The sequence below is a fragment of the Protofrankia symbiont of Coriaria ruscifolia genome (assembly GCF_900634745.1).
GTDB classification, from domain to species: Bacteria; Actinomycetota; Actinomycetes; order Frankiales; family Frankiaceae; genus Protofrankia; species Protofrankia californiensis.
The window spans coordinates 124,645-150,064 of record NZ_CAAAFR010000036.1; the positions used below are offsets into that span (position 1 = coordinate 124,645).

Here is a 25,420-nt window from a genome sequence, read left to right on the forward strand (position 1 = left end):
GGGCGGGAGCGCCGCCCGTGTCAATGGTGCCGGCGACGCCGCCGACCGCCCGGCCGCGCCTCGCGCGAGGCGGACGGAGCAGGCCGGTCCGCTACCATGGTTGATCATGTCGGACGTGATGGTACTTGCGATTGTCAGCGTTGTCGTCACCGGCATCGGCGCGCCGGGAATCACCGCGTTTTCCGGCCGTATGGAAGCACGACGATCACATCGTCTCGCCATCCAGAAGGAATGTCGTGACGCGCTGGACTTCGCCGCCGAGCATCTGGCGCGATCCCAACGGGCCACGGCCTACTGCATGTCATTGTGGTCCCGAGGGATCATGGACGGCGACGACGAGGCAAAAGAATATCTGAAGCGCCGGAACCAGGCGAACGAATCGGCCCGGACCGCCTATGGACGGCTGTGCGTCAGGTTCGGCCCGGCCGCACCGGTCGCGCGTCACTACGACGACACCATCGAGTGCATGCGCCGGCTGACGGACGTACTACGGGGCTATCGTGCCGGCGACACCTATGACGCCTGGGAACACCAGGCCGGCGCCGAGTCCGCGGAACTGACCGCCGCCGGCGACAGATTCCTCAACGCCGCGAAGAAGGCCGTGTCGGCCCAGGGATAGGTTTCACTCCGGGACGGCAGTGAGGACGTCCCGGGTGGCGGACATTCCCAGTCTGGTCGCACCGGCACTGACGAAGGCAAAGGCCTGCTCGGCGGTACGGATACCCCCGCTGGCCTTGATGCCGAGCCGACCGCCGATCGTCGCCGCCATCGCCCGTACCGCCCGCAGGCTCGCCCCGCCCGCGGGGTGGAAGCCCGTCGACGTCTTCACGAACTCGGCGCCGCCCGCCTCCGCGGCCCGGCAGGCCGCCGCGATGCCGGCGTCCGGCAGCAGCGCGCTTTCGATGATCACTTTGAGGATCACGTGCGGTGGGACGGCCAGCCGCACTTCGGCTATCTCGGCCTCGATCGACCGCCAGTTCTCCTCCATCGCGCAGGCCAGGTCGATCACCAGATCGATCTCGTCCGCCCCGTCGGCCACGGCCCGGCGGGCCTCCTGCGCCTTGACCACGGTCAGATGGGTGCCGTGGGGGAATCCGATCACCGAGGCCACCGCGAACGCCGGATCGTCCGGCTGGTCTTGCGTGTCCTTCGGACGCTCCCGGCGGGCCGCGGCGGCCGCCAGGTAGACGTGGGTGGGCGCGACGCACACCGTGCCGACGCCCAGTTCCGTGGCTTCGGTGCACAGCGCGAGGATCTCCTCCACGGTGGCTTCGGGACGCAGTAGGGTGTGGTCGATCATTCGGGCGAGTTCGGACCGGCGTGGCGGAGCAGGGAGACCCGGCACCGCTCCACCCGCTCCACCCGCTCCGGCGGGACGGTCCGCTCCGGCGGGGACGCTCGTCATAGCCTCCATCATTGCGGGCCATCATGGCGGGTGGGAGCAGCGGTCGGAGTTCCACCGGGCAGGGCCCTGGCAGGAGGCAGTCGTGCGGGTCGACGTCGTCGAACATCCTCTGGCGGCCGCACGGCTGACCGTGCTGCGCGACAAGGCGACGCAACCGCCGGTGTTCCGCGCGGCGCTGCGTGAACTGTCGACGATGCTGATCTACGAGGCCACCCGGGAGCTGCCGACGGTCCGGTACCCGGTCACCACCCCGCTCACCCCGACCGCAGGCAGCAGGCTGGCCACGGCACCGATCGTCGTGCCGGTGTTGCGGGCGGGTCTGGGGATGCTGGAAGCGGCTTTGAGCCTGCTGCCCGAGGCCCGGACCGGCTTCGTCGGCCTGGCCCGGGACGAGCGGACCTTCCAGCCCCATGTCTACCTGGAGTCGCTGCCGGCAAGCCTTGCCGGCTATCCCGTGCTGCTCCTCGACCCGATGCTCGCCACCGGCGGATCAGCGGCACACTGTCTGAACCTGCTGGCCGAGCATGGGGCCACGGGCATGGTCCTGGTCTGCGTGCTCGCCGCGCCCGAAGGGATCGCCGCGCTGGACGCGGGCGGCTTCGACATACGGGTCGTGACCGCCGGCATCGACGAGCGGCTCGACGACAACGCCTTCATCGTTCCCGGTCTCGGGGACGCCGGCGACCGGCAGTTCGGCGCGGTCTGAGGCGCGTTCTGAAGGGCCAAGGGCGACAGGATCATGTTCCTTTCGCTGCCGGGGCCCCAAGCCCCCGGTTCACAGCGGGTTGTGCTCCTGAGGACTGCCGCGGCATACGGCATGCGCGGGTACCTCCCGCGGCTTCAGAGATCGAGGAGGAGCCGGCGGACGGCGTCGCGGAGGGTGGCCATGCGGCTGTCCGCCTGCTGGCGGGCAGCCGCGAGAGCCTCCGCGTCGGCTCCGGGGCCGACCGGGGCGATCACTTCCAGATATGACTTGATCTTTGGTTCGGTGCCGCTGGGGCGGACGACCACCCGTCCGCCGTCCGTGAGAAGAAAAACGACCACGTCGGCCGGTGGCACGCTGCCAGCCGTCCGACCGTGCGCGGATAGTGCGGCGAGGTCGTGGACGCCGACGACCGCCGTGTCCCCGAACCGGCTGGGAGGATCGGCCCGCAGCGCGGTCATGATGGCGGAGATCCGCTCGGTACCCGTGGGGCCTCCGAGGGTCCCCATGCAGCTTCCGACGGAATCCCGGGAGCGAACAGGGTCATGATTGTTTCGTTTCTGGCCGGTTGAGCCGGCTGAGGCGGCCGACTCAACCGAGGCAGCCGATCCGGTCAGCCGGATCGACACCTGGGCGGTGACGTACAGCCCATACCGGCGGGCGAGGTCGTCCAGCCGGTCGAGCAGGGTCCGCCCGCGGCGCTTGTCCGCCGCGGCGATCCCGGCGACGGCCAGGGCCGCGGTGATCCCGTCCTTGTCGCGGACGAGATCGGGGGCGACCGCGTAGCCGAGCGCCTCCTCGTAACCGAACGCCAGGTCGGGATGCGCCCGCATGATCCACTTGAAGCCGGTGAGGGTTTCGAAGAACCGTATGTTGTGCGCGGTCGCGAGCGTGGCCAGCGCGCGGGAGCTGACGATCGTCGTCGCAACCGGCCCGGGCCGGGTGCGCAGTGTCTCCTCGGCGAGGAGCATGCCCACCTCGTCTCCGGTGAGGATCCGGTCATTTACCGCGACCGCGCAGCGGTCCGCGTCCGGATCGTTGGCAATGACGACATCGGCACCCACCGCACGGCCGAGCGCGAGCACCCGGTCCATCACGCCGGGTTCCTCGGGGTTCGGGAACGGGACCGTCGGGAAGTCCGGGTCGGGACGGACCTGCTCGGCAACCATGAACGGCGCGGCGAGGCCCGCGCGGGTGAACACGGCTTCGAAGGTGTCCGCGCCCACACCGTGCAATGGGGTGTACGCCACCCGGACGTCGGCGAGGTCGCCTGCGCCGTCCGTCCGCAGCGTGTCCGCGGCCGCCGCCACATAGCTGGAACGGATCTCCTCACCAAGGCGCGTCCAGCCGTCGCCGAGAGGGAGGGACGCCGCCGGCCCGACAGCGTCGATTGCGGCTTCGATCTCGCTGTCGACGGGAGCGACGATCTGCGCTCCGTTCGCCGGATCGCCGGACGGTGCGCCCAGGTACACCTTGTAACCGTTGTCGGTCGCCGGATTATGACTTGCGGTGACCATGATGCCGGCGTCCGCACCGAGATGGCGGACGGCGAACGCCAGCACCGGCGTGGGCACCGGGACCGGTAGCAGGGCCGCCCGCAACCCCGCGCCGGCCAGCACACGAACACTGTCGAAGGCGAACCGTTCACTGCCATGCCGGGCGTCCGCGCCCACGACGACCAGCGGGGGCGGACGATCGTCACGCGGCGGCAGCCCCGAAGCGGTCGGCGTGGCTGACGTGGCTGACGTGGCTGACATGGTGGGTGTGGTGGGTGTGGTTGACGGTGACGCCGTTGGAGCTGGGGTCACCGGAGCTGATCCGGTTGGAGCTGACGTGGTTGAAGCGGCCGTACCGGCCTGCCGGGCGAGCAGCCAGACGGCCAGACCCGCCGCCGTCCGCCGGACGACCGCGGTGTTCATCCCGGTCGGGCCGGCGCGAAGCGGTCCGCGAAGCCCGGCCGTGCCGAAGCGCAGACCGCCGGAGAACCGCTCCCGTAGGGCTTCGAGGTCACCGGTGTCGAACGCGGCGTCGAACACGGCGGTGAGTTCGGCCCGGTCGGCCGGCTCCGGGTCGTCGGCGATCCACTGCCGGGCCCGGGCGAGCAGGTCCAGGTCCGGGTCATCCCCGACGGACGCGTCCACCCCGACCGCTCACAGTCTGGTGACGACCGAGGCGAGCAGTGCGCCCATGCGTTCGGCCGCGCCGGCACCGGCGGCCAGCACCTCGGTGTGGTCGATCGGCTCGCCGGTCATGCCGGCGGCGAGGTTGGTCACCAGGGACAGCGCCAGCACCTCGGCGCCCTCCGCCCGCGCCGCGATCGTCTCGTGCACGGTCGACATGCCGACCAGGTCCGCACCGAGCGTCCGCAGCATCCGGATCTCGGCCGGGGTCTCGAAGTGCGGTCCGGGCAGTGCCGCGTAGACCCCTTCGGTGAGGGTCGGGTCGGCAGTACGCGCCAGTGCGCGCAGGCGCGGAGCATAGGCGTCGGTGAGGTCGACGAACCGCGGTCCGACCAGGGGACTGCGACCGGTGAGATTCAGATGATCGGAGATGAGCACGGCCTGGCCGACCGTATGGTCCTCGCGCAGCCCGCCCGCGGCGTTGGTGAGTACCACGGTGGACACGCCCGCGGCGCAGGCCGTGCGGACACCGTGGGCGACGACGCGGGGGTGATGGCCCTCGTAGGCATGGACCCGGCCGAGAAACAGCAGGAGATGACGGCCACCGAGGAAGATCGAGCGCACCGTCCCGGCGTGACCGGGGGCGCTCGACGGCGGGAAGCCACCGAGTTCGGTGACGGCCACCTCACCCGTCACGGTTCCGGCCATGGCCAGCACGTCCGCGGCGGGCAGCCATCCGGTGCCGAGCACGATGGCGATGTCGTGACCTCCGACACCGGTGATCTCGGCCAGGCGGGCCGCGGAGGCCGTCGTGTCCGGGACAGCCGTCGTGTCCGGGACAATGGTGTGCCGCATGCAGTGACTTTAGGCGCCTGGGCCTCCGAGCGCGCAGAAAGATCCATGATCGCGCGCTCTTTGGCCGGCTGGTGCGGCCCGGCAGAAGCTCTGCGGGGCCGCACCAAGAGCGTCAACGTCTCGGGGGCCCGCGGCGGCGCGAAAATCATGGTCCGGCCGTCCCTGGGCGGCTGGTCCGAGCGAGTCCTGGGGCCAGTCCCACGCCACCCCGTAGTGAAGCCTGCGGGAAAGCTCGACGAAGTCCTTGCGGACGTATCCGAGGCTGCTCGGCTCAAGCCAGTGGTCCTCGTTGTCCGGATGCAGGCGCGTCTCCGGGCCGAGCACCCCGTTGAAATACCACACGCGCACCGGCGGTGCTGTCGGGTCGAACTGGAGCTGAAATATGTACCGGCTGTTCTGCTGTGCTTTCGGCGAGTAGTTCAGGACCGGTGTCATCTCGCGGTCGGTGTGTATCAGCAGCCGGTATGCGAAGGAAATACGGTGGCCGGGCTGAAGCGCTGTGGAAAATCCGAGTTCGGTCATCTCGTACCCGTTTGGGGTGAATGCGGAACGCCGGACCGCGCAGTTTGCCAGCGGTTCGACGGAGACCACCCCGGGGCGCGGGTCGCTGTGATATCGGGCAGTAGCGACGTAACGGTCGATCCCGTCGTCGAGCGCGACCAGGGAGCGGAATATCAGCACCTCCGCCGGGATCCGGCCGGAAAGCCGCACCAGCAGTTCGGTCCGGTCGAGGAGGAACCGTGGCCGATCGGCGTCGAGGAGGTCCGGCGGACTGTTCCCCGGCAGGTAGTCCTGCCAGCCGGCACGACCGTTCAGCTCCGTCACCCGCTGCCTGAGCAGGAGCGCCGCCTCGACGGTCCCCCGGTAGAACCATTCTCGTACCGTCCGCTCGTGCCGGCCTCGCCGGTGCGCGAGCGCATCGATCCGGGCCGTCAGGGATGACTCGTCCGGATTCTCTCCGTCGATATTGAAACCGATCTGCGCGCCGGTCCGCAGCTTTTCCTGAGTAATTGCATGACAGCACTCGACTATGATCTTCTGTAATGCCGCGGCGCGTTGGTTGTCCGACCATTCCTCAGGTGTTTCCGGCAGCAGTTTCACCAGCGACGATCTCTCGAGTTTCTCGACGTTCACACCCGATCCGGCCGAGAGCGCGACGAGCTCCGTCCTGATCGTCTCGACGGTCAACTGGGTTATGGTGTCGCCGGTCATGGGCAGCCCCGTTCCCGTCCTGGAGATAACCGACCGGACTCCCGGCGGGCCACGTCGGCCGGGCAGTATGAACCCACGCGACCGCACGTCGGTTCTGTCGGTGGCGTGCGCCGTGGAGCCTTTCCGTCAACGGTAGACGTAACGGCAGTCACATGTGCGCTTTTCCAACGGAAGCCGACGAGAATAACCGCTTTTGCCTGCTTTGTGGTCGGATCCGGGCAAGGGCTCCGGCCACCGGCTCGGCTCGGCTCGGCTTGGTGCCGGGACGGACGGTGCTGGCTGGTGGGGCCGGTAGGCCTGCGGGCCGGCGCATGGCGGCACCGGGCACCGACTCGCTTGCCCCCGCCACCGATCTGCGGCGCCGCTGTACGTGACGGTGAACCCGGCGCGGGAATCGCGCATGAGTAGGCAGGGTTTCCCTACGATCTGGCCATGAGCGAGCGTCTGTCGGAGTCCGGCCAGCCGATCAAGCCAGTTTACAGTGCGTCCGATCTTCCTGAGGGTTCGGCGGAGCGCCTGGGTTCGCCCGGTGAGTACCCGTTCACCCGGGGCGTCTACCCGACCATGTACACCGGCAAGCCGTGGACAATGCGGCAGTACGCCGGCTTCGGCACCGCCAGGGAGTCCAACGAGCGATACCACTCGCTCGTTGCCGCGGGCACCGGAGGGCTTTCGGTCGCGTTCGACCTGCCCACCCAGATGGGCTACGACTCCGACGAACCGATCGCTCACGGCGAGATCGGGAAGGTCGGGGTGGCGATCGACTCGATCGAGGACATGCGGGTGCTCTTCGCCGGTATCCCGCTGGACAAGGTCTCCACGTCGATGACCATCAACGCGCCGGCGTCGGTCCTGCTGCTGCTGTACCAACTGGTTGCCGAGGAACAGAGCGTCCCCGGCGCGAAGATCACTGGAACCATCCAGAACGACGTTCTCAAGGAATACATCGCCCGCGGTACCTACATCTATCCGCCCGCACCGTCCCTGCGGCTGGTTTCGGACACGTTTGCATACTGCCGCAACGAGATCCCCCGATGGAACACGATCTCGATTTCCGGCTACCACATGGCAGAGGCCGGGGCCACACCCGCGCAGGAGATCGCCTTCACCCTCGCGAACGGCATCGCCTACGTCCGGGCCGCCGTCGAAGCGGGACTCGCCGTGGACGAATTCGCCCCCCGGCTTTCCTTCTTCTTCGTCTCCCGCACGACCCTGCTGGAGGAGGTGGCGAAATTCCGCGCCGCCCGCCGGATCTGGGCGGACGTGATGAAGAACACCTTCGGCGCGACGAATCCCAAGTCGATGATGCTGCGCTTCCACACCCAGACCGCGGGCGTGCAGCTCACCGCTCAGCAGCCCGAGGTCAACCTTGTCCGGGTCGCCGTACAGGGCCTCGCCGCGGTGCTGGGAGGCACCCAGAGCCTGCACACGAACTCCTACGACGAGGCCATCGCCTTGCCGACGGTCAAGGCCGCGACGCTGGCACTGCGCACCCAGCAGGTTCTCGCCTACGAGACGGACATCACCGCCACGGTCGATCCGTTCGCCGGTTCCTACGCGGTCGAGGCCCTCACCGACGACGTCGAGCAGGCCGCCCGTGAGCTCATGGAACAGGTCGAGAAGCGTGGGGGAGCCGTCGCCGCGATCGAGCAGGGCTACCAGAAGAGCGAGATCGAGAACTCCGCCTACGCGGTCATGAAGGGAATCGAGGACGGCTCACGCACCGTGGTCGGCGTCAACCGATTCCGTGCTGCGCAGGAGGAGATCTACGAGCCGCTGCGGGTCGACCCGGCGATCGAGGCCGATCAGTCGGTCCGGCTGGCCACCCTGCGAGCCGACCGCGACAACACCGAGGTGACCCGCCATCTGGACGCGGTGAAGGCAGCCGCGCAGGGAACCGACAACGTCCTCTACCCGCTCAAGGAGGCGCTGCGCGCCCGGGCCACGGTCGGCGAGGTCTGCCACGCCCTGCGTGCGGTCTGGGGGATCTACCACCCCGCCGACGCCTTCTGACCGCCGGGCGCGGGGCACACCCCTGGCGGCGTTTCTCGTCGCTTTGCGCACCCTCCGGGTACGCGACAGCTCCTCGACCTTGCCAGGCCCGCGCCCGCATCGGCGGCATCGTCCCGGCGGCCTTGTGATACCTACAGGGCTGTTTGGTATCACAAGGCTTCGCCAGCGGTCGGTAAGTATCACAACGCCGAGCCGTGCCGGAGGCGGTGGCCGGCTCGTCCGAGGCCGGTGTGGCCCTGCCAGAGGTGGGCGTAGCCCTGCGCGGACGGCACCCACGGTGGAAGGCTGGACGGTGTGCGCGTACAACCAGCACGGAAGGTCAGCCCGCCGGAGGTTCCGCTGGAGCCGGGGGAGTTCACCGAGGTCGTGCTCCGGGGCCGGCTCACCGGCCCCTCCGGCCCGGGTGCGCTCACCGCGCGTGCCGAGCGGTTCATCGGGCACCGGCTCGGGACGTCACGCTGGATCCTGCTCACCACCCGTCGGCTGCTGGTCGTCGCGCCGTTCCCGCGGGCGGGTGACTACTTCGACGTCGCGTTCGACCGGCGGGTGGTGTCGGCGTCCCAGGGGCGTAAGCACGGTGATCTGATCACCGTCGACCTGATGACCCCGGCCGGACGCCAGGTGCTGCGGGTACCGGCAGCCCTCCGCAGCGAGGTCGCCCGCTTCATCCGCGCACTGCGCTCCCGTTAGCGTTTGTCTGACCAGGACCGATGGTGATCCGGCCTTATGATCAGCGGGCATCTGGTCACTCGGTGGGATGGTTGTCCAGGGCCCGGGCGCGCTCTCGGAAGCCCCGGGGCATCAATTTGATCGGTCACCGTGGTTCGGGCCGGTAAGGTCGGTCGCGATACAGGCGTCGTGATACGGGCGTGCTCAGGAACTACAGCGAACGGGCGGAACGGTCGATGAAGACGGCGATGCGGTCACACCTGTGCGGTGCGCTGCGCACGGAGCACATCGGTGAGACGGTTACGGTATGCGGCTGGGTGGCTCGCCGCCGCCAGCACGGCCAGTCGCTGATGTTCGTCGACCTGCGGGACCACTCCGGCCAGGTGCAGTGCGTGGTGGACGGATCCGTGGACGTCCGGTCCGAGTACGTCGTCGTCGTCACCGCAACGGTGGCGGCCCGACCCGAGGGGACGAGGAACCCCAGCCTGGCCACCGGAGAGGTCGAACTGCACGACTGCACGGTGACGGTCCTCTCCCCGGCGGTCCCGCCGCCGTTCCCGATCGACGAGCGGGCGGACTCGGTCGACGAGGCGACCCGGCTCACCTACCGGTACCTGGACCTGCGCCGCGAGCGCATGCAGCGCAACCTGCGTACCCGTTCGGCGGTCCTGGCCGCGCTGCGCTCCGTCCTGGTGCCCCGGGATTTCGTCGAGGTCGAGACTCCGCTGCTCATGCCGTCCACACCGGAGGGGGCGCGGGAGTTCGTCGTGCCGTCCCGGCAGTTCCCGGGCAGCTTCTATGCGCTGCCGCAGTCCCCGCAGCTGTTCAAGCAGCTGTTGATGGTGGGTGGTACCGACCGTTACTTCCAGTTCGCCCGCTGCCTGCGCGATGAGGACCTGCGCGCCGACCGGCAGTACGAGTTCACCCAGCTGGACGTCGAGATGAGTTTCGTCGACCAGGACGACGTTCTGGAAGTGATCTCTGCTGCCGTGCTGACTGCCGCGCGGGCCGTGACCGGCGGGCCGGTTCCGCCGATCGAGCGCATCACCTGGCACGAGGCCATGGACCGCTTCGGTGTGGACAAGCCCGACCTGCGCTTCGGCATGGAGCTCGTCGAGCTGACCGGGGTCTTCACGGGCAGCGCCTTCCAGGCATTCGCCGGGGCGCCGTCGGTGAAGGGTATCCGCGTGCCGGACGGTTCGGCCGCGCACAACCGCAAGGCCCTGGACGCGCTGACCGAGCGGGCCAAGCAGCTCGGCGCGAAGGGCCTGGTGTGGATGCGGGTCGGCGCCGGCGGATCGCTGGAGTCGCCGGTGGCGAAGTTCCTCTCCGCTGCCGAGCTGGCCGCGATCGTGAAGGCGACCGGGGGTGAGGACGGCGACCTGCTGCTGCTCGTCGCCGACGAGTGGACGACGGTCTGTGAGGTGCTCGGCCAGCTCCGTAACGGCATCGGCCGCCCGCCCGCCGGTGAGGGCGGGTTCCGTTTTGTCTGGATCACTGACTTCCCGCTGTTCGTGGGGGTCGACACGCAGACCGGACGTCCCAAGCCCGGCCATCACCCCTTCACCCGGCCGCATCCCGACGATCTCGACAAGCTCGAGACCGAGCCGCTGGCCGTCCGCAGCCGCGCCTACGACCTGGTGCTCAACGGCTGGGAGCTTGGCTCGGGTTCGATCCGGATCCACGAGCCCGACCTGCAACAGCGTATCTTCACCGCGCTGGGGATCTCGGCGGAGGATGCCGACCGCCGGTTCGGTTTCTTCCTGACGCCGTTCTCCTACGGCGCCCCGCCTCACGGTGGTTTCGCCGTCGGCATCGACCGGCTGGTGGCGATCCTGGCCGGCGAGGACAACATCCGCGAGGTCATCGCCTTCCCGAAAACCCAGTCCGGACTTGACCCGATGACCGGCGCACCGACCCCGATCGATGCCCGCCAGCTACGTGAGCTGGGCATCCGCGTACTCCCGACAGCGTAAAGCTCGCCGCCTTCACCCGCAGCCCTCGCGTATTCCGCCCGCGGCCGGCAGGTGCGGCAGGTGAAATTGCCTCCGGACGTCCCCCGGCCGTTTTACGGTTACCTGGCCGCATCGCACGCCGTGTTGTGGGTATGACCGGTGAATCCGCATCCGGACGGACAGCCGGATCGGATGGATGGTTCGGCTCCGGACGGCGTCGGTGGTGGATCACACGCCGGATACGACAGGAGGCCCGGGAATGCAGATACCTTTCTCGCCGTCGCCGACGTCCAGTCTCGGCATCGAGTGGGAGCTGGCATTGGTTGATCGTCGTACTCGTCAACTTCGCGGGGCGGCGAGCGCCATTCTCGACGAGTACCAGGCCAAGATCGGTGAACATGCCGAACAGCGGGCCAAACACGAGCTGTTCGAATCGATCATCGAGGTTGTCACCGGTGTCTGTGACACGGTTGCCGACGCCAAGGCCGACCTGTCCGTGACCGTCGGTCTCATCGAGGATCTGGCCGCATCACGCGGGCTTGCCCTGATGTGCAGCGGTACCCACCCGCTCACCAGCTATGCCACGCAACAGGTCAGCCCGGACCCGCGCTACCGCTCGATCCTGGAACGGATGCAGTGGGTCGCCCGGCGCCTGCTGGTTTTCGGCGTGCACGTGCATGTCGGTGTCCCCGCGCGGGACAGGGCGATTCCCGTTGTGAACGCGCTTGCCGCCTACATCCCGCATTTCCTTGCGCTGTCGGCCTCCTCGCCGTTCTGGCTGGGTCTGGACACAGGGCTTGCGTCATCACGCTCGAAGGTGTTCGAGAGCATGCCCACCGCCGGCCTGCCGTACCTTCTTTCGGACTGGGGACAGTTCGAGCAGTTCGTGGCGACGCTGGTGTCATCCGGAACGGTGGAGACCATCCGTGAGGTGTGGTGGGACGTCCGGCCCCACCCGGACTTCGGCACGGTGGAACTGCGCATCTGTGACGGGTTGCCGACCCTGCTGGAGATCGGGGCGATCGCCGCTTTGACACAGTGCCTGGTCGACCGGATGAACACCTGGCTCGACGAGGGTTACCGGCTGCCGACACCACAGCGCTGGGTCGTGCAGGAGAACAAGTGGCGGGCCGCGCGGTACGGCCTGGACGCCGAGATCCTGCTCGACGAGCAGGGCACGACCCGAGGAGTCCGGGACGAGATCGCCGGTCTCGTGAACGATCTGCTGCCCGTCGCGCGGCGGCTGGAATGTGTCGACGAGCTCACCGACGTCCTGCACATTCTGGAGGTTGGCTCGAGCTGCGACCGTCAGCGTGCGGCGGCGCAACGGGCCGACGGGGATCTTGCTGCGGTGGTCGACGCCCTTCTTCGGGAGATGAAGTCTGGCCGGCCGCTTTAGCAGCGCAAAGGCGGTATGGTCAACAGTTCTTGTGTTCTGGTTGGCCACACGGTGTATGCTCATGGCTCTTTTCCCATGTCTGCGGATCTTGAGTGAGAACCCGAGGATCCTGCAGTTGCTCCCGCGCCGCGGGCTGAGGCGGGCAGACCGCGGGGCGCGGTCGGGGCTAAGTAGTCGGGGGTAAGCAGTCGGGGGTAAGCAGTCGGGGGTAAGAGGCCGTGGCGGCCAGGGGGTACGTGTTCGGCCAACCCATGGAATCTTGACTCCCACACCCCGGCTGAGCTGCACAAACGTCCTGGCACCCCACGGGTTGACCGAATATTTACGCCAGGGGTAACGGGGGCGGGTACCGTGGTTGACAGGTGGCGAGCGATGGTGCTCCTGCCCGCGGCGGTGCGACTTTGCGCTGCGACTCTCGGCGTTCCTCGTGGGCTGTGAGCCGATCTGCCCGGAATCCGGCGATGGCATGTCGGCGTCTGCTGCGCCCCGGTTGCCGCGTCGTTCCGGTTGCCGTGTCGCCGCGGGCGTCTCGGCACGCAGTAACATTCAGTAGTTCTCTGACGCCAGGAGAGTGGGGGTTTGACTTGCAGGGGGCCATGGCTTTTCGGTGTCGAGGGCTCGTGAGTCAAGGTAGGGGCGCGGGGCAGGTGGCTGCGCGGTGAAGGTTGAGAACTTCGTCGCATCCTGGCTGGAAGACAATGAAAAAGATCTTGTGGATGTCCGTCGTGACATCCACGCGCATCCCGAGCTGTCCTGGCAGGAGTTGAGGACGACCGAACTGATCGCGGAGTCGCTCAACGGTTCTGGTCTGAAGCCACGGGTCATGTCCTCGGGTACCGGCCTGTGGTGCGATGTCGGTACAGGTTCCGGCCCCGTTGTCATGGTCCGCGCGGACATCGACGCGCTACCGATCCGGGACGAAAAAGATCTCCCTTACTCCTCCTGTGTGTCAGGAGTGAGCCATGCTTGCGGGCACGACGTCCACACCGCGATCGTGCTCGGGGTCGGCATGGCACTTGCGGCGTTCGACGAGCGCCATTCGTTGCCCGGCACCGTCCGACTGGTGTTCCAGCCGGCCGAGGAGGTCATGCCCGGTGGCGCACTCGATCTGATTCGTGAGGGTGTGCTGGATTCGGTGACCGCGGCGACAGCCGTCCACTGTGACCCGGCGCTCGAGGTCGGGCGCGTCGGCATCCGCAGCGGTCCGATCACGGCCGCGACGGACTACATCGAAGTCCGGCTGCAGGGTCCTGGTGGACATACCTCGCGTCCACAGAACACCGTGGATCTGGTGTACGCGTTGGCGCAGGTCGTGACCGGGCTGCCCGCGGCGCTGTCGCGAACGGTCGATCCCCGTGCGGCGGCATGCCTGGTCTGGGGACAGATCGAGGCGGGAAGCGTCCCGAACGCAATTCCCCGCAGCGGTCTCCTACGGGGCACGTTGCGGCTGCTCGACGAAGAACTGTGGAAACAGGCACCGGCTATGGTCGAACGGCTGGTCTCGCAGATCGTGGCGCCGTTCGGCGCTACTGCGACGATTGAGCACCGCCAGGACGTACCTCCGGTGCTCAACTCCGTGAGCGCTACGGAGGCGCTTCGCCGGGCGACCGTGACGGCGATCGGTGAGGATGCCGTCGCCCCCACGGGCCAGTCCCTGGGCGGTGAGGACTTCGCCTGGTACCTCCAGCGGGTGCCGGGAGCGCTCGCGAGGTTGGGCACCCGCAGTCCTGGCGGCCCCATTTATGATCTTCATCAGGGTCGGTTCGACGTGGACGAGCGGGCTATCGGTCTTGGTGTCCGGCTGCTGGCGACCACCGCGGTCGATCTGGTGTCGGCGGCCGGTGAGGCCGAGGCCGGCGAATGACTTTTCACAGTCGCCGAAAAAGCTGAGCAATAGGCCCAGAGTATAAGTGAAGCCGGCGGCCGACGGGTGTTCCCGTCGGCCGCCGGCTTCACTCCTTTGACAGGCGGTTCTATCTGGAGCTGGTGGGGACCTGGATGCTCGGCTCGGGCCGGGAGCGGGGTTCCGGGACAGCTGGCTGCGGGTGCGACTTCTCGATCCGCAGCAGCTTCGCGACCCAGTCCGGCAGATACCAGTTCCAGCTGCCGAACAGGGAGACCAGGGCTGGCACCAGGAGCATCCGGACGACCGTCGCGTCCAGCAGGATGCCGAAGCCGAGCGCGGTCGCGAACAGCTTGATGTCGGTCTGCGGCCCGGTCGACAGCGACAGGAACGACAGGAACAGGATCAGGGCGGCCGACGTGACCAGCCGCCCGGTGCGGCCGACTCCTTCGATGACAGCGGCGTTGGTGTCGCCGCGGGTGTCGTACTCCTCGCGGATGCGGGCGAGGATGAACACCTCGTAGTCCATGGACAGACCGAACAGGAACGCGAAGACCATCAGCGGCAACCAGAAGGTGATGGCACCCGTGGCTTCGATGCCGTAGATCTGCTCGGAGCCATAACCATGCTGCCAGAACAGCACTGTGGCCCCGAACGTCGCCCCCAGCGAGACGAGGTTGAGCAACACTGCCTTCAGCGGCAGCAGCAGCGAGCGGAAGGCCCGCACCAGCAGGACGTAGGTGACGATGACGATCAGAGCCAGGGCCCAGGGAAACACCCCGTAGACACCGTGCAGGTAGTCCAGCTGCAATGCGCCGATCCCGGTCAGGCCGATGACTCCGGGCACGTCGTGCAGCGCGGATCGCATTCTGCGGATCGGGTCGGTGCTGCTTCCGCCCGCGGTCTCCTTGTCCGGCACGGCAATGATCAGTGACGTGCCGGCCTGGTTCGACTCGGGGCCGGTCGGGGCGGTCACGGTGACCACGCCGTCCACAGCTCGGGCGCGCTGCACCACGTCGCCTGCCACAGGTGACTGGACCAGAATCTCGGCCGGGGTGAGGATGCCCTTCGGGGCACCGCCGTCCTCCAGGACTTTCAGCGCCTCGTAGGCGGGACCGGTCTTCGCCAGCGATCCGGACTGCGCCGTACCGATCTGGACCCCGAAGAACGGAATGATCAAAGCGGTGAGGATGGCGATACCGACACCGGCGCCGATCCAGCGGTGACGCACCAGCAGCGACGCCCATCTCGTCCAGAACCGGCTCGCGGTGTTCTCGTGCCGGATACGCGGCCAGTCGACCCGGGGGCCGATGCCACCCAGCAGCGCGGGCAGCAGGGTGGTCGTGACCGCCACGCTGATCAGTGGGATGAGCATTCCGCCGTAGCCGACGGAGCGCAGGAAGGGCACCGGGATGACGACCAGCGCGACCAGGCCGATCGCCACGGTGAGACCGCTGAACAGCACGGCGTGGCCTGCCGACTCCATCGAGGCCACGACGGCGTCGTGGTTGTCCCGACCGTGCGCACGTTCCTCGCGCCAACGGGTGACGATCAGCAGCGAGTAGTCGATGGCGACACCGAGGCCGATCAGGGAGACGAGGAACTGTACCAGGAACGACACGTCCGCGAAGACGGTCAGCCCCAGCAGGACCAGGAAGGTCGACAGGATTGCCACCGCGGCGACGAGCAGCGGCAGCAGCGCGAGCAGCGAGGCGAAGACGAAGGCGAGAATCGCCAGGGCGCCGAGTCCGGCGAGCAGGGTTTCGAGCAGTACCCCCGGTCCCGAGTCGTTGGCGCCGTTGGTTGCCAGCTCGTCCAGACCGGTGACGCTCCCGGTCAGCCCCGTCGGTGTGTGCTGGGCGAGCGATTTCTTCAGATCGTCGATGGTCTCGGACGTGAAGCTGGTCTGCGGTGGGTAGAAGGCGTATGCGAACTGGGCTCGTCCGTCGCCGGTGACGAAGATGTCGTCACCGGTTTCCGCTCTTCCGACGACCCGGACACCGTGTACGTCCCGCTCGACCGCGGCGAAGCTGTCCGTCGCCTGCTGGTCGGTGACCTTTTCACCGGGCTTCGTCGACAGCACCAGGATGATCGGCGCGCCCTGACTCTCCGTGTGGTAGGTCTCGAGTACTTTCTTGGCTGTCTCGTAGCCGGGCTGGCCGGGTAGAGAGAAGTCGAAGGTCAGCCGGCCGGCTGTGGTGCCGGCTGTGGCGCCTCCCGCCAGGAAGGCGACGATCCAGAAAGAGATCACAAGCCGGCGGTGCCGGAGGCACCAGCGCGCGAGCGCCGACATCGGCGTCTCCCTACTCGTTAAGATGATCTGTGCTCTTGCATACTGACCTTGGCAACGGTACCACTGCTGATTGTGAACCCAGTAAGGGTTTGTCCAATGGGTGACATGCCTGCGGTAAATGCTGATCGTGGGGTCGCGCACTCCTTGCGAGAGCAGGTTTTCTACGCATTTGCCCGTTTTGGTCCTGCCTGGGTTAGGTACCTGCACGCATCCGTGGGGCTGGGTGGTCTCAGTCCGGCCGGTGTCCGGTTGCTGTCGGCACTGCGGCACCACCCGCATCCGCCCATCATGCGTGATCTTGTTCAGGACCTCGGCACCACAGCCAGGGCCGTGACGGGGCTCGTGGACACTCTCGAGCACGAGGGCCTTGTACGCCGTACCCGGCATCCGCGTGACCGTCGGGCGATACTCATCACCTTGACCAGCAAGGGTGAACAGGTGGTGGACCGTGTCGGTCAGGAGCACGTCGAGCGGGCATCGGCGCTGTTCGACGTGCTGTCCGAGCAGGACCAGGCTGATCTCGTCCGGATTCTCGGGCTGTTGGGAGACGAGTTGGCTGCAAGGGGGCAGTCCGTCCAGCCCCGAGGGTTTGGCTGCTCACCCGCAGGTACCGAGAGTAGCTAAATTCTGCTCTGGAGCCTGCGCTTGATCCTGCTTGGGGTCTTACATTTGCCCGGCGGGCCGGCCGGTTGCGTCCACAGCTGTTCCCGTGACGGCAGCCCGGAGGCAGGCTGCGGTGTACCGCGTGTACCGCGTGTACCGCGTGTACCGCCGGGGCGCGGCGGCGGGAACTACGCGGTGGGACGGTTGCGCAGATCGGCCACGTAGTCGGCCGGGGCGCCGGCCCGTTCCGCCGCGTCGGCCATGATGGCGACGTACCGTTTGGACGGCAGCCCGCCCTCGTAGGCGTCCAGCACGTACGTCCAGGCAAGCGCCTCGCCGTCCAGAGTGGATATCCGTACGCGGATGCGGGTGTAGAGGCCGGCGTCCACCCCCTCCCAGACGTCGAGTTGCTTCAGGTCACGCCCGGCGACGTCGTAGAGCATCACGTACACGTGGGATCCGGGCGACGACTCGACGATGGTGGCCAGCGCGCCTTCCCAACCGACGTCCTCGCCGCCGAAGGTGAGCCGCCACCCGTGGATCCAACCGGTCCCGATGACCGGGGCGTGGGGCGCGCGTTCCTTCATCTGGGCCGGGTCGAGATTGCTGCCGTAGGCAGCGTACAAGGTCATCGTGTGTGCCCTTCACCGGCCTGTGTGCCGCGGTCGTCACGGCAGCGGCAAAGAACTGCCTGGAGGATCTTCACTGGCGCCTACCCGTACCCACTTCCTGCCCCGCCGCCGCGGATGCGCCGCACGGGGAACCCTCGACCGTTTCCGGCCGGCTCCGGACCGCGTACCTGCCCGCCCGTCCCATACGCCGCGGTCGATCCGACCGCGGTTGCACGGGCGGCTACGGACCCTGATCGCGACGTCCGTGGATCCGGCTTCGTGCGACGCTGCGCACCGCAACCGCGCCATAACAGCAAGAGGGTCTCCGGCGGGACTCCACAGATCCGATCGTCGGTGTTCGACAGCTACGCGAAAGACAGTCTAGACCCCGACCATCGGCATCCCGGCCCACCCGATGCCGGCCCGGGTGGGAGTGTGCTCGCGGACTGCGGCAGAGTGACTGTTCAGGCGATGGTTGCTTACACCTTGGACAAGGCAAGATAGCTGGTGAGAATCCCGGCCACCGGAGGGAGCGCGCAGGTGCCGCGAATCGTCATTCTCGGAGGAGGGCCCGGCGGGTATGAGGCGGCTCTTGTCGGGGCCGAGCTCGGGGCGTTCGTCACGCTCATCGATTCGGACGGGGTGGGCGGTGCATGCGTCCTCACCGACTGTGTCCCGTCCAAGACGTTGATCGCGACATCGGCCGCGATGACGGACCTCGCAGCAGCGCCGTCCCTCGGAGTCCGGCTGCGTGACGGCGAGTGCGTCCTGCCGGAGGAGGGCTGGAATGCCGGAGCAGTGCCTGGTCCGGGGCTACCTCCTGGTGTCGGCGTGGACATCGAGCGGGTCCACGCCCGGGTGCGTGGGCTCGCCGCGGCGCAGTCCCGCGACATCGAGACCCGGCTGGAGAAGGAGGCCGTCCGGGTCGTGCACGCCCGCGGCCGGCTGGTCGGTCCGCACGCTGTCGAGGTCGACTCCGGCGAGGCATTCTTCGGCGACATCATCCTGATCGCGACCGGGGCGTCACCGAGAATTCTGCCGACTGTCGTACCGGACGGCGAGAGAATTCTCACCTGGCGCCATCTCTACGACCTGAAGAAACTGCCCGAGCATCTGATTGTCGTCGGCTCCGGTGTCACCGGCGCCGAGTTCGCCAGCGCCTACCAGGCGCTCGGCGCGAACGTGACGCTTGTCTCCTCCCGGGACCGGGTGCTGCCCGGGGAGGACCTCGACGCCGCCCGGGTGCTCGAGGAGGTGTTCCAGCGCAGAGGAGTGACCGTGCTGGGCCGGGCCCGGGCCGAGGCCGCCCGCCGGGTCGGCGACGGCGTCGAGGTCGATCTCGCGGATGGCCGGACCATCACAGGCAGCCACGTCCTGATGGCGGTCGGGTCGGTGCCACGGACGTCGGACATCGGGCTCGCCGAGGTCGGGATACGGCGTAATGCCACCGGCCATATCGAGGTCGACCGGATGTCGAGAACATCGGTGCCGGGGGTGTACGCCGCCGGTGACTGCACCGGCGTGCTGCCGCTGGCGTCGGTCGCCGCCATGCAGGGCCGGATCGCCATGTGGCACGCGCTCGGCGAGGCGGTTACGCCGCTGCGGCTGGGCACCGTGTCGTCCAACATCTTCACCGAGCCGGAGATCGCGACGGTCGGCATCTCGCAGAAAATGATCGAGTCGGGTGTGGTGGCCGCTCAGACGACGATCCTTCCGCTGGCGCGCAACCCGCGCGCGAAGATGCAGGGCATCACCGACGGCTTCGTGAAGCTGTTCTGCCGACCCGGTAGCGGCAGCGTCCTCGGCGGGGTGGTCGTGGCACCGAGAGCATCAGAGATGATCTTCCCGGTTTCGCTGGCCGTGGCCAACGGTCTCACCGTCGACCAGGTTGCCCACACCTTCACGATCTACCCGTCGGTGTCCGGCTCGTTGACCGAAGCTGCTCGGATCGCCATGCCCCGGGACCTGTTCGCGAGCTTCTGACCAGGGTGGCGGGCGTGGCTGGCAGGTGTCGTTGGAAGGTGCCGTGGTACGGCAATGGCACCTGTCAGCGGTCGTCCGTCCCCGTGTGGTCGCGATCGACCCCTGCGCGGCTGTGATCGACAGCCTCGTGGTCGACGGTGCCGTGGTCGGTGTCTTGCTCCTCCTCGGGAGGAAATATCGGGGGGAACCCGTGCTGGACGAGGCGGCGGTTGCGGAAGTAACCGCCGGTGGCGAACCCCAGACCCACCGCGGCTACCAGAAGAAAGATCGAGAGGGTGAGCCGGACGTCCAGCCGGCCGGGCAGCAGCGCGAACATGATGGCGAACGGCAACATGAGCAGCGGTGGCCGGGACGCCTGTCGGATGCGCCACCGCGGACCGGTCAGATCGTGGGCGATCCACCGGTTGTACCGCGGAGGCAGCGTCCCGCCCACCAAGTAGTACACCCGGCCGGTCAGTGGAGGACGCTCGGGCGGTACCGGCGCCGCGCCGCCCGACTCCACCGACCTCTCCGAGGAAGCCCCGTCCTTACCCGTGCTGTCAGCGCCCATGGCCTCAAGCCTACGAACGAACAGGACCGAACCGGTCGGGCTGGTCCTTGCTAATCCTTGATCTCGCAGAGGACTGCGCCGCTGGAAACGACCCCACCGACGGTTGCGGTGAGCCCCGTCACGGTGCCCGCCCGGTGCGCGGTGATCGGCTGTTCCATCTTCATGGCTTCCAGGACGACGACAAGGTCACCGGCCTCGACCGTGTCCCCGTCACTGACCGCAATCTTGACGATGGTCCCCTGCATCGGGCTGGTCAGCTCGTTCCCGGTGGCCGCGCGGGCGGCCTTCGTGCCCGACCGCCGCCGTGGCCGGGCCGTTCCCCCGGCAGCGGGGCCGCCCGCGGCGGCCGTCCCGAAGCCCGCGGGCAGGACGACCTCGAGGCGCCGACCGCCGACCTCCACGACGACCGACTCCCGTGCCGCCGGTTCGGTGTCGGCGTCCACCCCGCCGGTGAAGACGGGGATGATGTTGTCGAACTCGGTCTCGATCCAGCGGTTGTGCACCCGGAACGGTTCGGTGGCGTCGACCGGTGCGAATGCCGGATCCCGCACGACGGCCTGGTGGAACGGCAGGACCGTGGCCATGCCGTCCACGGCCATCTCGTCCAGGGCGCGACGAGCGCGTTGCAGGGCTTCGGTACGGGTCGCGCCCGTGACGATCAGCTTGGCAAGCAGCGAGTCGAAGGCACCACCGATCACGTTGCCGGATTCGACGCCGGTGTCGACGCGCACGCCCGGCCCGGTGGGCGCGACGAACCGGGTGACCGTTCCCGGCGCCGGCAGGAAGCTGCGGCCTGGATCCTCACCGTTGATGCGGAACTCGATCGAGTGCCCCCGTGGGGTCGGGTCGACCGGGTCCAGCGCCTCACCTTCGGCGATCCGGAACTGCGCCCGGACGAGATCGATGCCGCTGGTCTCCTCGGTGACGGGATGCTCGACCTGCAGTCGGGTGTTGACCTCGAGAAAACTGATCATGCCGTCCCGGGCGACGAGGAACTCGACCGTCCCCGCTCCCACGTAGCCGGCCTCCCGGCAGATCGCGCGGGACGCCTCGTAGAGCGAGTCGTGCTGGGCCTCGGTGAGGAACGGTGCCGGCGCCTCCTCGACGAGCTTCTGGTAGCGCCGCTGCAAGGAGCAGTCCCGAGTGCCGACGACGACGACCGTGCCGTGGCTGTCCGCGAGGATCTGGGTCTCGACGTGGCGTGGCTGGTCGAGGTAGCGCTCCACGAAGCACTCACCGCGGCCGAAGGCGGCGGTGGCCTCACGCACCGCGCTTTCGAACAGCTCGGGTAGCTCCTCGGCGTTCCAAGCGACCTTGAGCCCGCGGCCACCGCCCCCGAACGCGGCCTTGATCGCGACCGGCAGTCCGTACTGGTCGGCGAAGGCCACGACCTCGTCCACGCCCCCGACCGGGTCGGCGGTGCCCGGTGCCAGCGGTGCGCCTACGGCGAGGGCGATGTGGCGGGCCGCGGTCTTGTCACCGAGGCGCCGGATCGCTTCGGGTGGCGGTCCGATCCAGGTCAGCCCGGCGTCGATGACGGCCTCGGCGAAGTCGGCGTTTTCCGACAGGAAGCCGTATCCGGGATGGACGGCGTCGGCGCCGCTGGTGCGACACGCGTCGAGAATCTTGTCGATCCGCAGGTACGAATCACCCGGCGTGCTGCCGGAGAGGACGTACGCTTCGTCCGCGATGCGTACGTGCAGAGCGTCGATGTCGGGCTCCGCGTACACGGCGACGCTGGCATACCCGGCGTCGCGGCATGCCCGGGCAACCCGGACAGCGATCTCTCCCCGGTTGGCAATGAGGATCTTACGCACGTTTCTCCCGTCCTCGTTCAGCGTGGCTGAGTCTAGGCGAGTTCGGCGGTGCAGGCTGTTGTTCTGGCGCTGTCAAAAGGAATCGTCGGGCAGGTCGTGTACTGCCGGGGCAGTGGTCCCTCCGGCGGACCTGATCACCGACATTGATCGGGCGGGTCTGTTGGTCGGATCTGCGCTTGCCGGAGTCGCGTTAATGGTGTATCGCCATGATCCCATACATGATCGTAGGAGGCGCCGGGGAATGCGCTTCCCCAACGCCTCTCAAACCTGTCATTCACGTCGTTTCGCGATGCCGGACCGGATGCCGGGCCTTGCGCACTGGTCGGCGATATCGGGTTGTGATCACAAAATTACCAGTCGGCGCGTGTTCGGATACCTTGAGTGAACCCTGTCCGGCGCCACACGTCCGGTCCGGAATGCACGCTCTGCCGAAATGCCGTGGACCGGTCCGTCCAACCCGAGGGAGGCGGCTGCGGGGCCCTCGGTGCTGCCTCCCGTAGGCAGAGCACCGCTACCAGGGCGGCTATTTCCTCGGCGGACGCGTTCGTCGGCACCACCCGAAGGTGCGGGGCGCGACCATCACCACCGCTGTCCATCTGATCATCCTTTCGTGGGTCTCGGTCCGTTCGCCGACCCCCCCGCCACCGGTGGGACGGCAAGGATCGGCAGGAGTGGCCGGGACGTCCCGCATGAGCGTTACGGCAGGATCACAGCGGGATGTTTCCATGCTTTTTGGGAGGGAGGGACTCCCGCTTGGTCCGCAACAGCCGAAGAGCCCGGATCACTTCACGCCGGGTCGCCGACGGAGGAATGACCGCGTCGACGTATCCGCGTTCGGCGGCTATGTACGGGGTGGCGAAGTGCGCGGTGTAGTCGGCGATCAGCTCCGCGCGGCGGGCGTCGGGATTCTCGGTGGAGGCGAGCTCGCGGCGGTAGATGATGTTCACGGCGCCCTGGGCGCCCATCACCGCGATTTCCGCGGTCGGCCAGGCCAGGTTGATATCGGCGCGCAGGTGCTTCGAACCCATGACGTCATAGGCGCCGCCGTATGCTTTACGTGTGATAACGGTCACTTTTGGAACCGTCGCCTCGGCATAGGCGTATATAAGCTTCGCGCCCCGGCGGATGATGCCGTTCCATTCCTGCGAGGTTCCGGGCAGGAAGCCCGGCACGTCGACCAACGTGAGAATCGGGATGTTGAAGGCGTCACACGTCCGGACGAAGCGGGCCGCCTTCTCGCTGGCGTCGATGTCGAGGGTGCCAGCGAAATGCATCGGCTGGTTGGCGACGACGCCGACGGAACGCCCGTCCACCCGCCCGAACCCGCAGATCATGTTCTGCGCGAACTGGGCGTGGACCTCGAGGAAGTCACCGTCGTCGAGAAGGTAGCCGATCACCGTGTGCATGTCATACGGCGTGTTGGGGGAATCCGGGACGAACACGTCCAGCTCCGGACTGACCTCCGCCTCCACGTCGGCCACCTCGGCGAAGGCGGGGGCGTCTGTCAGGTTGTTCGACGGCAGGAACGCCAGCAGCGCCTTGGCGGTCTCCAGGCAGTCGAGCTCATCCGCGGCCTGGAAGTGGGCGACCCCGCTGCGGGAGTTGTGTGTGTGGGCGCCGCCGAGCTCCTCCATGCCGACGTCCTCGCCGGTCACGGTCTTGATGACGTCCGGACCGGTGATGAACATGTGGCTGGTCTGGTCGACCATCAGCGTGAAGTCGGTGATGGCGGGGGAGTACACGGCACCGCCGGCGCACGGACCCATGATCAGCGAAAGCTGCGGGACGACTCCCGACGCCATCACGTTGCGATAGAAGATCTCGCCGTACAACCCGAGCGCGACGACGCCCTCCTGGATGCGCGCGCCGCCCGAGTCGTTGATGCCCACCACCGGGCAGCCGGTCTTCAGAGCCAGATCCATGATCTTTATGATCTTCTCGCCGAGAACCTCGCCGAGGCTGCCGCCGAAGACGGTGAAGTCCTGGCTGAACACGCACACCTGACGGCCGTCGACCGTGCCGTAGCCGGTCACTACACCGTCACCATAAGGGCGGTTTCGGGCCAGGTCGAAGTCGTGCGCACGGTGCCGGGCGAAGGCATCCGTCTCGACGAAGGAGCCGGGGTCGAGGAGCGCCTCAATGCGCTCACGGGCTGTCATCTTGCCTTTGGCGTGCTGCGCGTCGACGGCCCGTTGGGAACCGGCATGCACCGCTTCGTCGGTCACTCGCTTCAACTCGGCGATTTTGCCGGCGGCCGTGAGAGGATCGGGTGCCAGATCCTGCGAGGGGTTCTGAGCGGGAACGGGAAGCGCCATGCCGGGCAGCGTACGGCCGGCGCGGCCTCACGTGCTCGATTCGCCGGCAACAGCCGCTGCGCCCCAGGCGCGCCGCCGCATCCGGGCCGCCGCATCCGGGCCGCGCCCGGCAGGGATCTGGCAGAGACATGACAATTCGGTATCCGCCGCATGAGCCCGCCGGCGCATGCCGGCGCGGTTGCGGCCGGCGCTGGGATACCGTGGATGTGCAACTACGCTGCGATATAGTTTTTCATACGTCTGCGGTGAGGATGCGGTGGCACTCTGGCTGACATGTGGACATCGATGACGCGACACCGGCGGTTTCCTCTGGACGGCGGCCTGCTGCCGGCCGCTCTTGCCGGAGACGGCCTGGATGTCCGGGTCGTCCAGGAGACCGGTTCGACCAATGCAGATCTTGTCGCTGCCGCGAAGGCCGGTGCTGGCGAGGGCCAGGTGCTCGTCGCCGAGCTCCAGTGGGCCGGTCGTGGGCGTCTCGACCGGTCGTGGGCGTCGCCGTTGGGTGCGGGTCTGACTTTCTCCGTACTGCTGCGGCCTGCCGTGCCGGCGGGGGTTCTGGGCTGGCTCCCGTTGGTCACAGGCCTGTCACTGGTCTCGACGCTGCGTGAGTTCGCGGGGATACCGGCGACCCTCAAATGGCCGAACGACGTGCTCGTGGATGGCGCGAAGCTGGCGGGGATCCTGGCCGAGGCCGTTCCCAGCCAGTCCGGGACGGCCGCGGTGGTTATCGGTGTGGGCCTCAACGTCGACACCGACATCGACGAGCTGCCACCGGGAGCCACCAGCGTCGTGTTGTGCCAGCAGCGGGCGTCGCGACCGGCCGTCGGCCGTGGCGAGTTGCTCATCGAGCTGTTGCGGGGGCTGGTCAGGGTGCATCGGCGGTGGCTCGCCGAGCCCGCCACCGCCGGGGATGCCTACCGGTCGGTGTGCGACACGCTCGGCCAGCAGGTGCGGGTCGAGCTGCCCGACGGGTCGGCCGTCACAGGAACCGCGACCGATGTGGACGATCACGGCCGGCTGGTCGTCGACGGGCGGGCGTTCGCCGCGGGGGATGTTGTCCACCTCCGCTGACTA

20 protein-coding genes are annotated in these 25,420 nt (G+C 68.0%); 10 read left to right on the top strand and 10 right to left on the bottom strand.

Going from position 1 to position 25,420, the window contains the following annotated elements; genetic code table 11:
• On the top strand, positions 1-619 hold a 619-nt coding region (locus CV1CTNOD_RS05020), incomplete at its 5' end, for a hypothetical protein (protein WP_207386193.1).
• A gap of 3 nt (positions 620-622) precedes the next feature.
• On the opposite strand, the gene deoC is transcribed toward CV1CTNOD_RS05020, so the two are convergent.
• The gene (gene deoC, locus CV1CTNOD_RS05025; RefSeq protein ID WP_131784978.1) at positions 623-1,417 is read right to left on the bottom strand and encodes a deoxyribose-phosphate aldolase; all 795 of its coding nucleotides are present in this window, start codon (positions 1,415-1,417) and stop codon (positions 623-625) included.
• A gap of 70 nt (positions 1,418-1,487) precedes the next feature.
• On the opposite strand from deoC, the gene upp reads away from it, so the two are divergent.
• Positions 1,488-2,111 carry a uracil phosphoribosyltransferase gene (upp, locus tag CV1CTNOD_RS05030; protein WP_131784979.1) on the top strand — a complete coding sequence of 208 codons (624 nt, stop codon included), beginning with the start codon at positions 1,488-1,490 and terminating at the stop codon, positions 2,109-2,111.
• Positions 2,112-2,245: 134 nt separating this feature from the next.
• On the opposite strand, the gene CV1CTNOD_RS05035 is transcribed toward upp, so the two are convergent.
• The 3 genes from CV1CTNOD_RS05035 to CV1CTNOD_RS05045 are packed head-to-tail and all read right to left on the bottom strand — an operon-like array spanning position 2,246 to position 6,295.
• Positions 2,246-4,249 carry a phospho-sugar mutase gene (locus tag CV1CTNOD_RS05035; RefSeq protein ID WP_131784980.1) on the bottom strand — a complete coding sequence of 668 codons (2,004 nt, stop codon included), beginning with the start codon at positions 4,247-4,249 and terminating at the stop codon, positions 2,246-2,248.
• A 9-nt stretch (positions 4,250-4,258) separates the two neighbouring features.
• A complete protein-coding gene (locus CV1CTNOD_RS05040) occupies positions 4,259-5,083 on the bottom strand; it encodes a purine-nucleoside phosphorylase (protein ID WP_131784981.1) in 825 nt (274 codons plus the stop codon).
• Between the two features lie 9 nt (positions 5,084-5,092).
• On the bottom strand, positions 5,093-6,295 hold the full coding sequence (locus tag CV1CTNOD_RS05045) for a hypothetical protein (RefSeq protein WP_131784982.1): 1,203 nt from the start codon (positions 6,293-6,295) through the stop codon (positions 5,093-5,095).
• A 432-nt stretch (positions 6,296-6,727) separates the two neighbouring features.
• On the opposite strand from CV1CTNOD_RS05045, the gene CV1CTNOD_RS05050 reads away from it, so the two are divergent.
• The 5 genes from CV1CTNOD_RS05050 (at position 6,728) to CV1CTNOD_RS05070 (ending at position 14,195) form a co-directional block, all read left to right on the top strand.
• Positions 6,728-8,308: an acyl-CoA mutase large subunit family protein gene (locus CV1CTNOD_RS05050; protein WP_131784983.1), complete on the top strand. Its 1,581-nt coding sequence runs from the start codon at positions 6,728-6,730 to the stop codon at positions 8,306-8,308.
• Positions 8,309-8,602: 294 nt separating this feature from the next.
• Positions 8,603-8,998 (top strand): hypothetical protein, encoded by a 396-nt coding sequence (locus tag CV1CTNOD_RS05055; protein WP_242606371.1) that lies wholly within the window; start codon positions 8,603-8,605, stop codon positions 8,996-8,998.
• A gap of 215 nt (positions 8,999-9,213) precedes the next feature.
• Positions 9,214-10,953, top strand: coding sequence for an aspartate--tRNA ligase (gene aspS / locus CV1CTNOD_RS05060; protein ID WP_131784985.1), 1,740 nt, complete (start codon positions 9,214-9,216; stop codon positions 10,951-10,953).
• 238 nt (positions 10,954-11,191) lie between these two features.
• The gene (locus CV1CTNOD_RS05065; RefSeq protein ID WP_131784986.1) at positions 11,192-12,331 is read left to right on the top strand and encodes a glutamate--cysteine ligase; all 1,140 of its coding nucleotides are present in this window, start codon (positions 11,192-11,194) and stop codon (positions 12,329-12,331) included.
• Positions 12,332-12,989: 658 nt separating this feature from the next.
• On the top strand, positions 12,990-14,195 hold the full coding sequence (locus tag CV1CTNOD_RS05070; protein ID WP_131784987.1) for an amidohydrolase: 1,206 nt from the start codon (positions 12,990-12,992) through the stop codon (positions 14,193-14,195).
• 109 nt (positions 14,196-14,304) lie between these two features.
• Here the strand turns inward: CV1CTNOD_RS05070 and CV1CTNOD_RS05075 are convergent, their stop codons facing one another.
• Positions 14,305-16,467: an MMPL family transporter gene (locus tag CV1CTNOD_RS05075; RefSeq protein WP_131784988.1), complete on the bottom strand. Its 2,163-nt coding sequence runs from the start codon at positions 16,465-16,467 to the stop codon at positions 14,305-14,307.
• 213 nt (positions 16,468-16,680) lie between these two features.
• Between CV1CTNOD_RS05075 and CV1CTNOD_RS05080 the strand changes: the two genes are divergently transcribed.
• On the top strand, positions 16,681-17,091 hold the full coding sequence (locus tag CV1CTNOD_RS05080) for a MarR family winged helix-turn-helix transcriptional regulator (protein ID WP_165485316.1): 411 nt from the start codon (positions 16,681-16,683) through the stop codon (positions 17,089-17,091).
• Positions 17,092-17,258: 167 nt separating this feature from the next.
• On the opposite strand, the gene CV1CTNOD_RS05085 is transcribed toward CV1CTNOD_RS05080, so the two are convergent.
• A complete protein-coding gene (locus CV1CTNOD_RS05085; RefSeq protein ID WP_131784990.1) occupies positions 17,259-17,702 on the bottom strand; it encodes a gamma-glutamylcyclotransferase in 444 nt (147 codons plus the stop codon).
• A 519-nt stretch (positions 17,703-18,221) separates the two neighbouring features.
• Here CV1CTNOD_RS05085 and CV1CTNOD_RS05090 point away from each other — a divergent pair.
• Entirely contained in the window at positions 18,222-19,664 is a 1,443-nt protein-coding gene (locus CV1CTNOD_RS05090) for an NAD(P)H-quinone dehydrogenase (protein ID WP_131784991.1), read from the top strand.
• A gap of 64 nt (positions 19,665-19,728) precedes the next feature.
• Here the strand turns inward: CV1CTNOD_RS05090 and CV1CTNOD_RS05095 are convergent, their stop codons facing one another.
• The 4 genes from CV1CTNOD_RS05095 to CV1CTNOD_RS05110 form a co-directional block, all read right to left on the bottom strand.
• A complete protein-coding gene (locus tag CV1CTNOD_RS05095) occupies positions 19,729-20,214 on the bottom strand; it encodes a DUF5313 family protein (RefSeq protein ID WP_165485317.1) in 486 nt (161 codons plus the stop codon).
• 50 nt (positions 20,215-20,264) lie between these two features.
• Complete coding sequence (locus tag CV1CTNOD_RS05100) at positions 20,265-22,031, bottom strand: acetyl/propionyl/methylcrotonyl-CoA carboxylase subunit alpha (protein ID WP_131784992.1); 1,767 nt, start codon at positions 22,029-22,031, stop codon at positions 20,265-20,267.
• Positions 22,032-22,381: 350 nt separating this feature from the next.
• Positions 22,382-22,627: an acyl-CoA carboxylase subunit epsilon gene (locus CV1CTNOD_RS05105; protein WP_131784993.1), complete on the bottom strand. Its 246-nt coding sequence runs from the start codon at positions 22,625-22,627 to the stop codon at positions 22,382-22,384.
• A gap of 111 nt (positions 22,628-22,738) precedes the next feature.
• Entirely contained in the window at positions 22,739-24,346 is a 1,608-nt protein-coding gene (locus tag CV1CTNOD_RS05110; protein WP_131784994.1) for an acyl-CoA carboxylase subunit beta, read from the bottom strand.
• A gap of 285 nt (positions 24,347-24,631) precedes the next feature.
• On the opposite strand from CV1CTNOD_RS05110, the gene CV1CTNOD_RS05115 reads away from it, so the two are divergent.
• On the top strand, positions 24,632-25,417 hold the full coding sequence (locus tag CV1CTNOD_RS05115) for a biotin--[acetyl-CoA-carboxylase] ligase (RefSeq protein ID WP_131784995.1): 786 nt from the start codon (positions 24,632-24,634) through the stop codon (positions 25,415-25,417).
• The last annotated feature ends 3 nt before the right edge of the window (positions 25,418-25,420 follow it).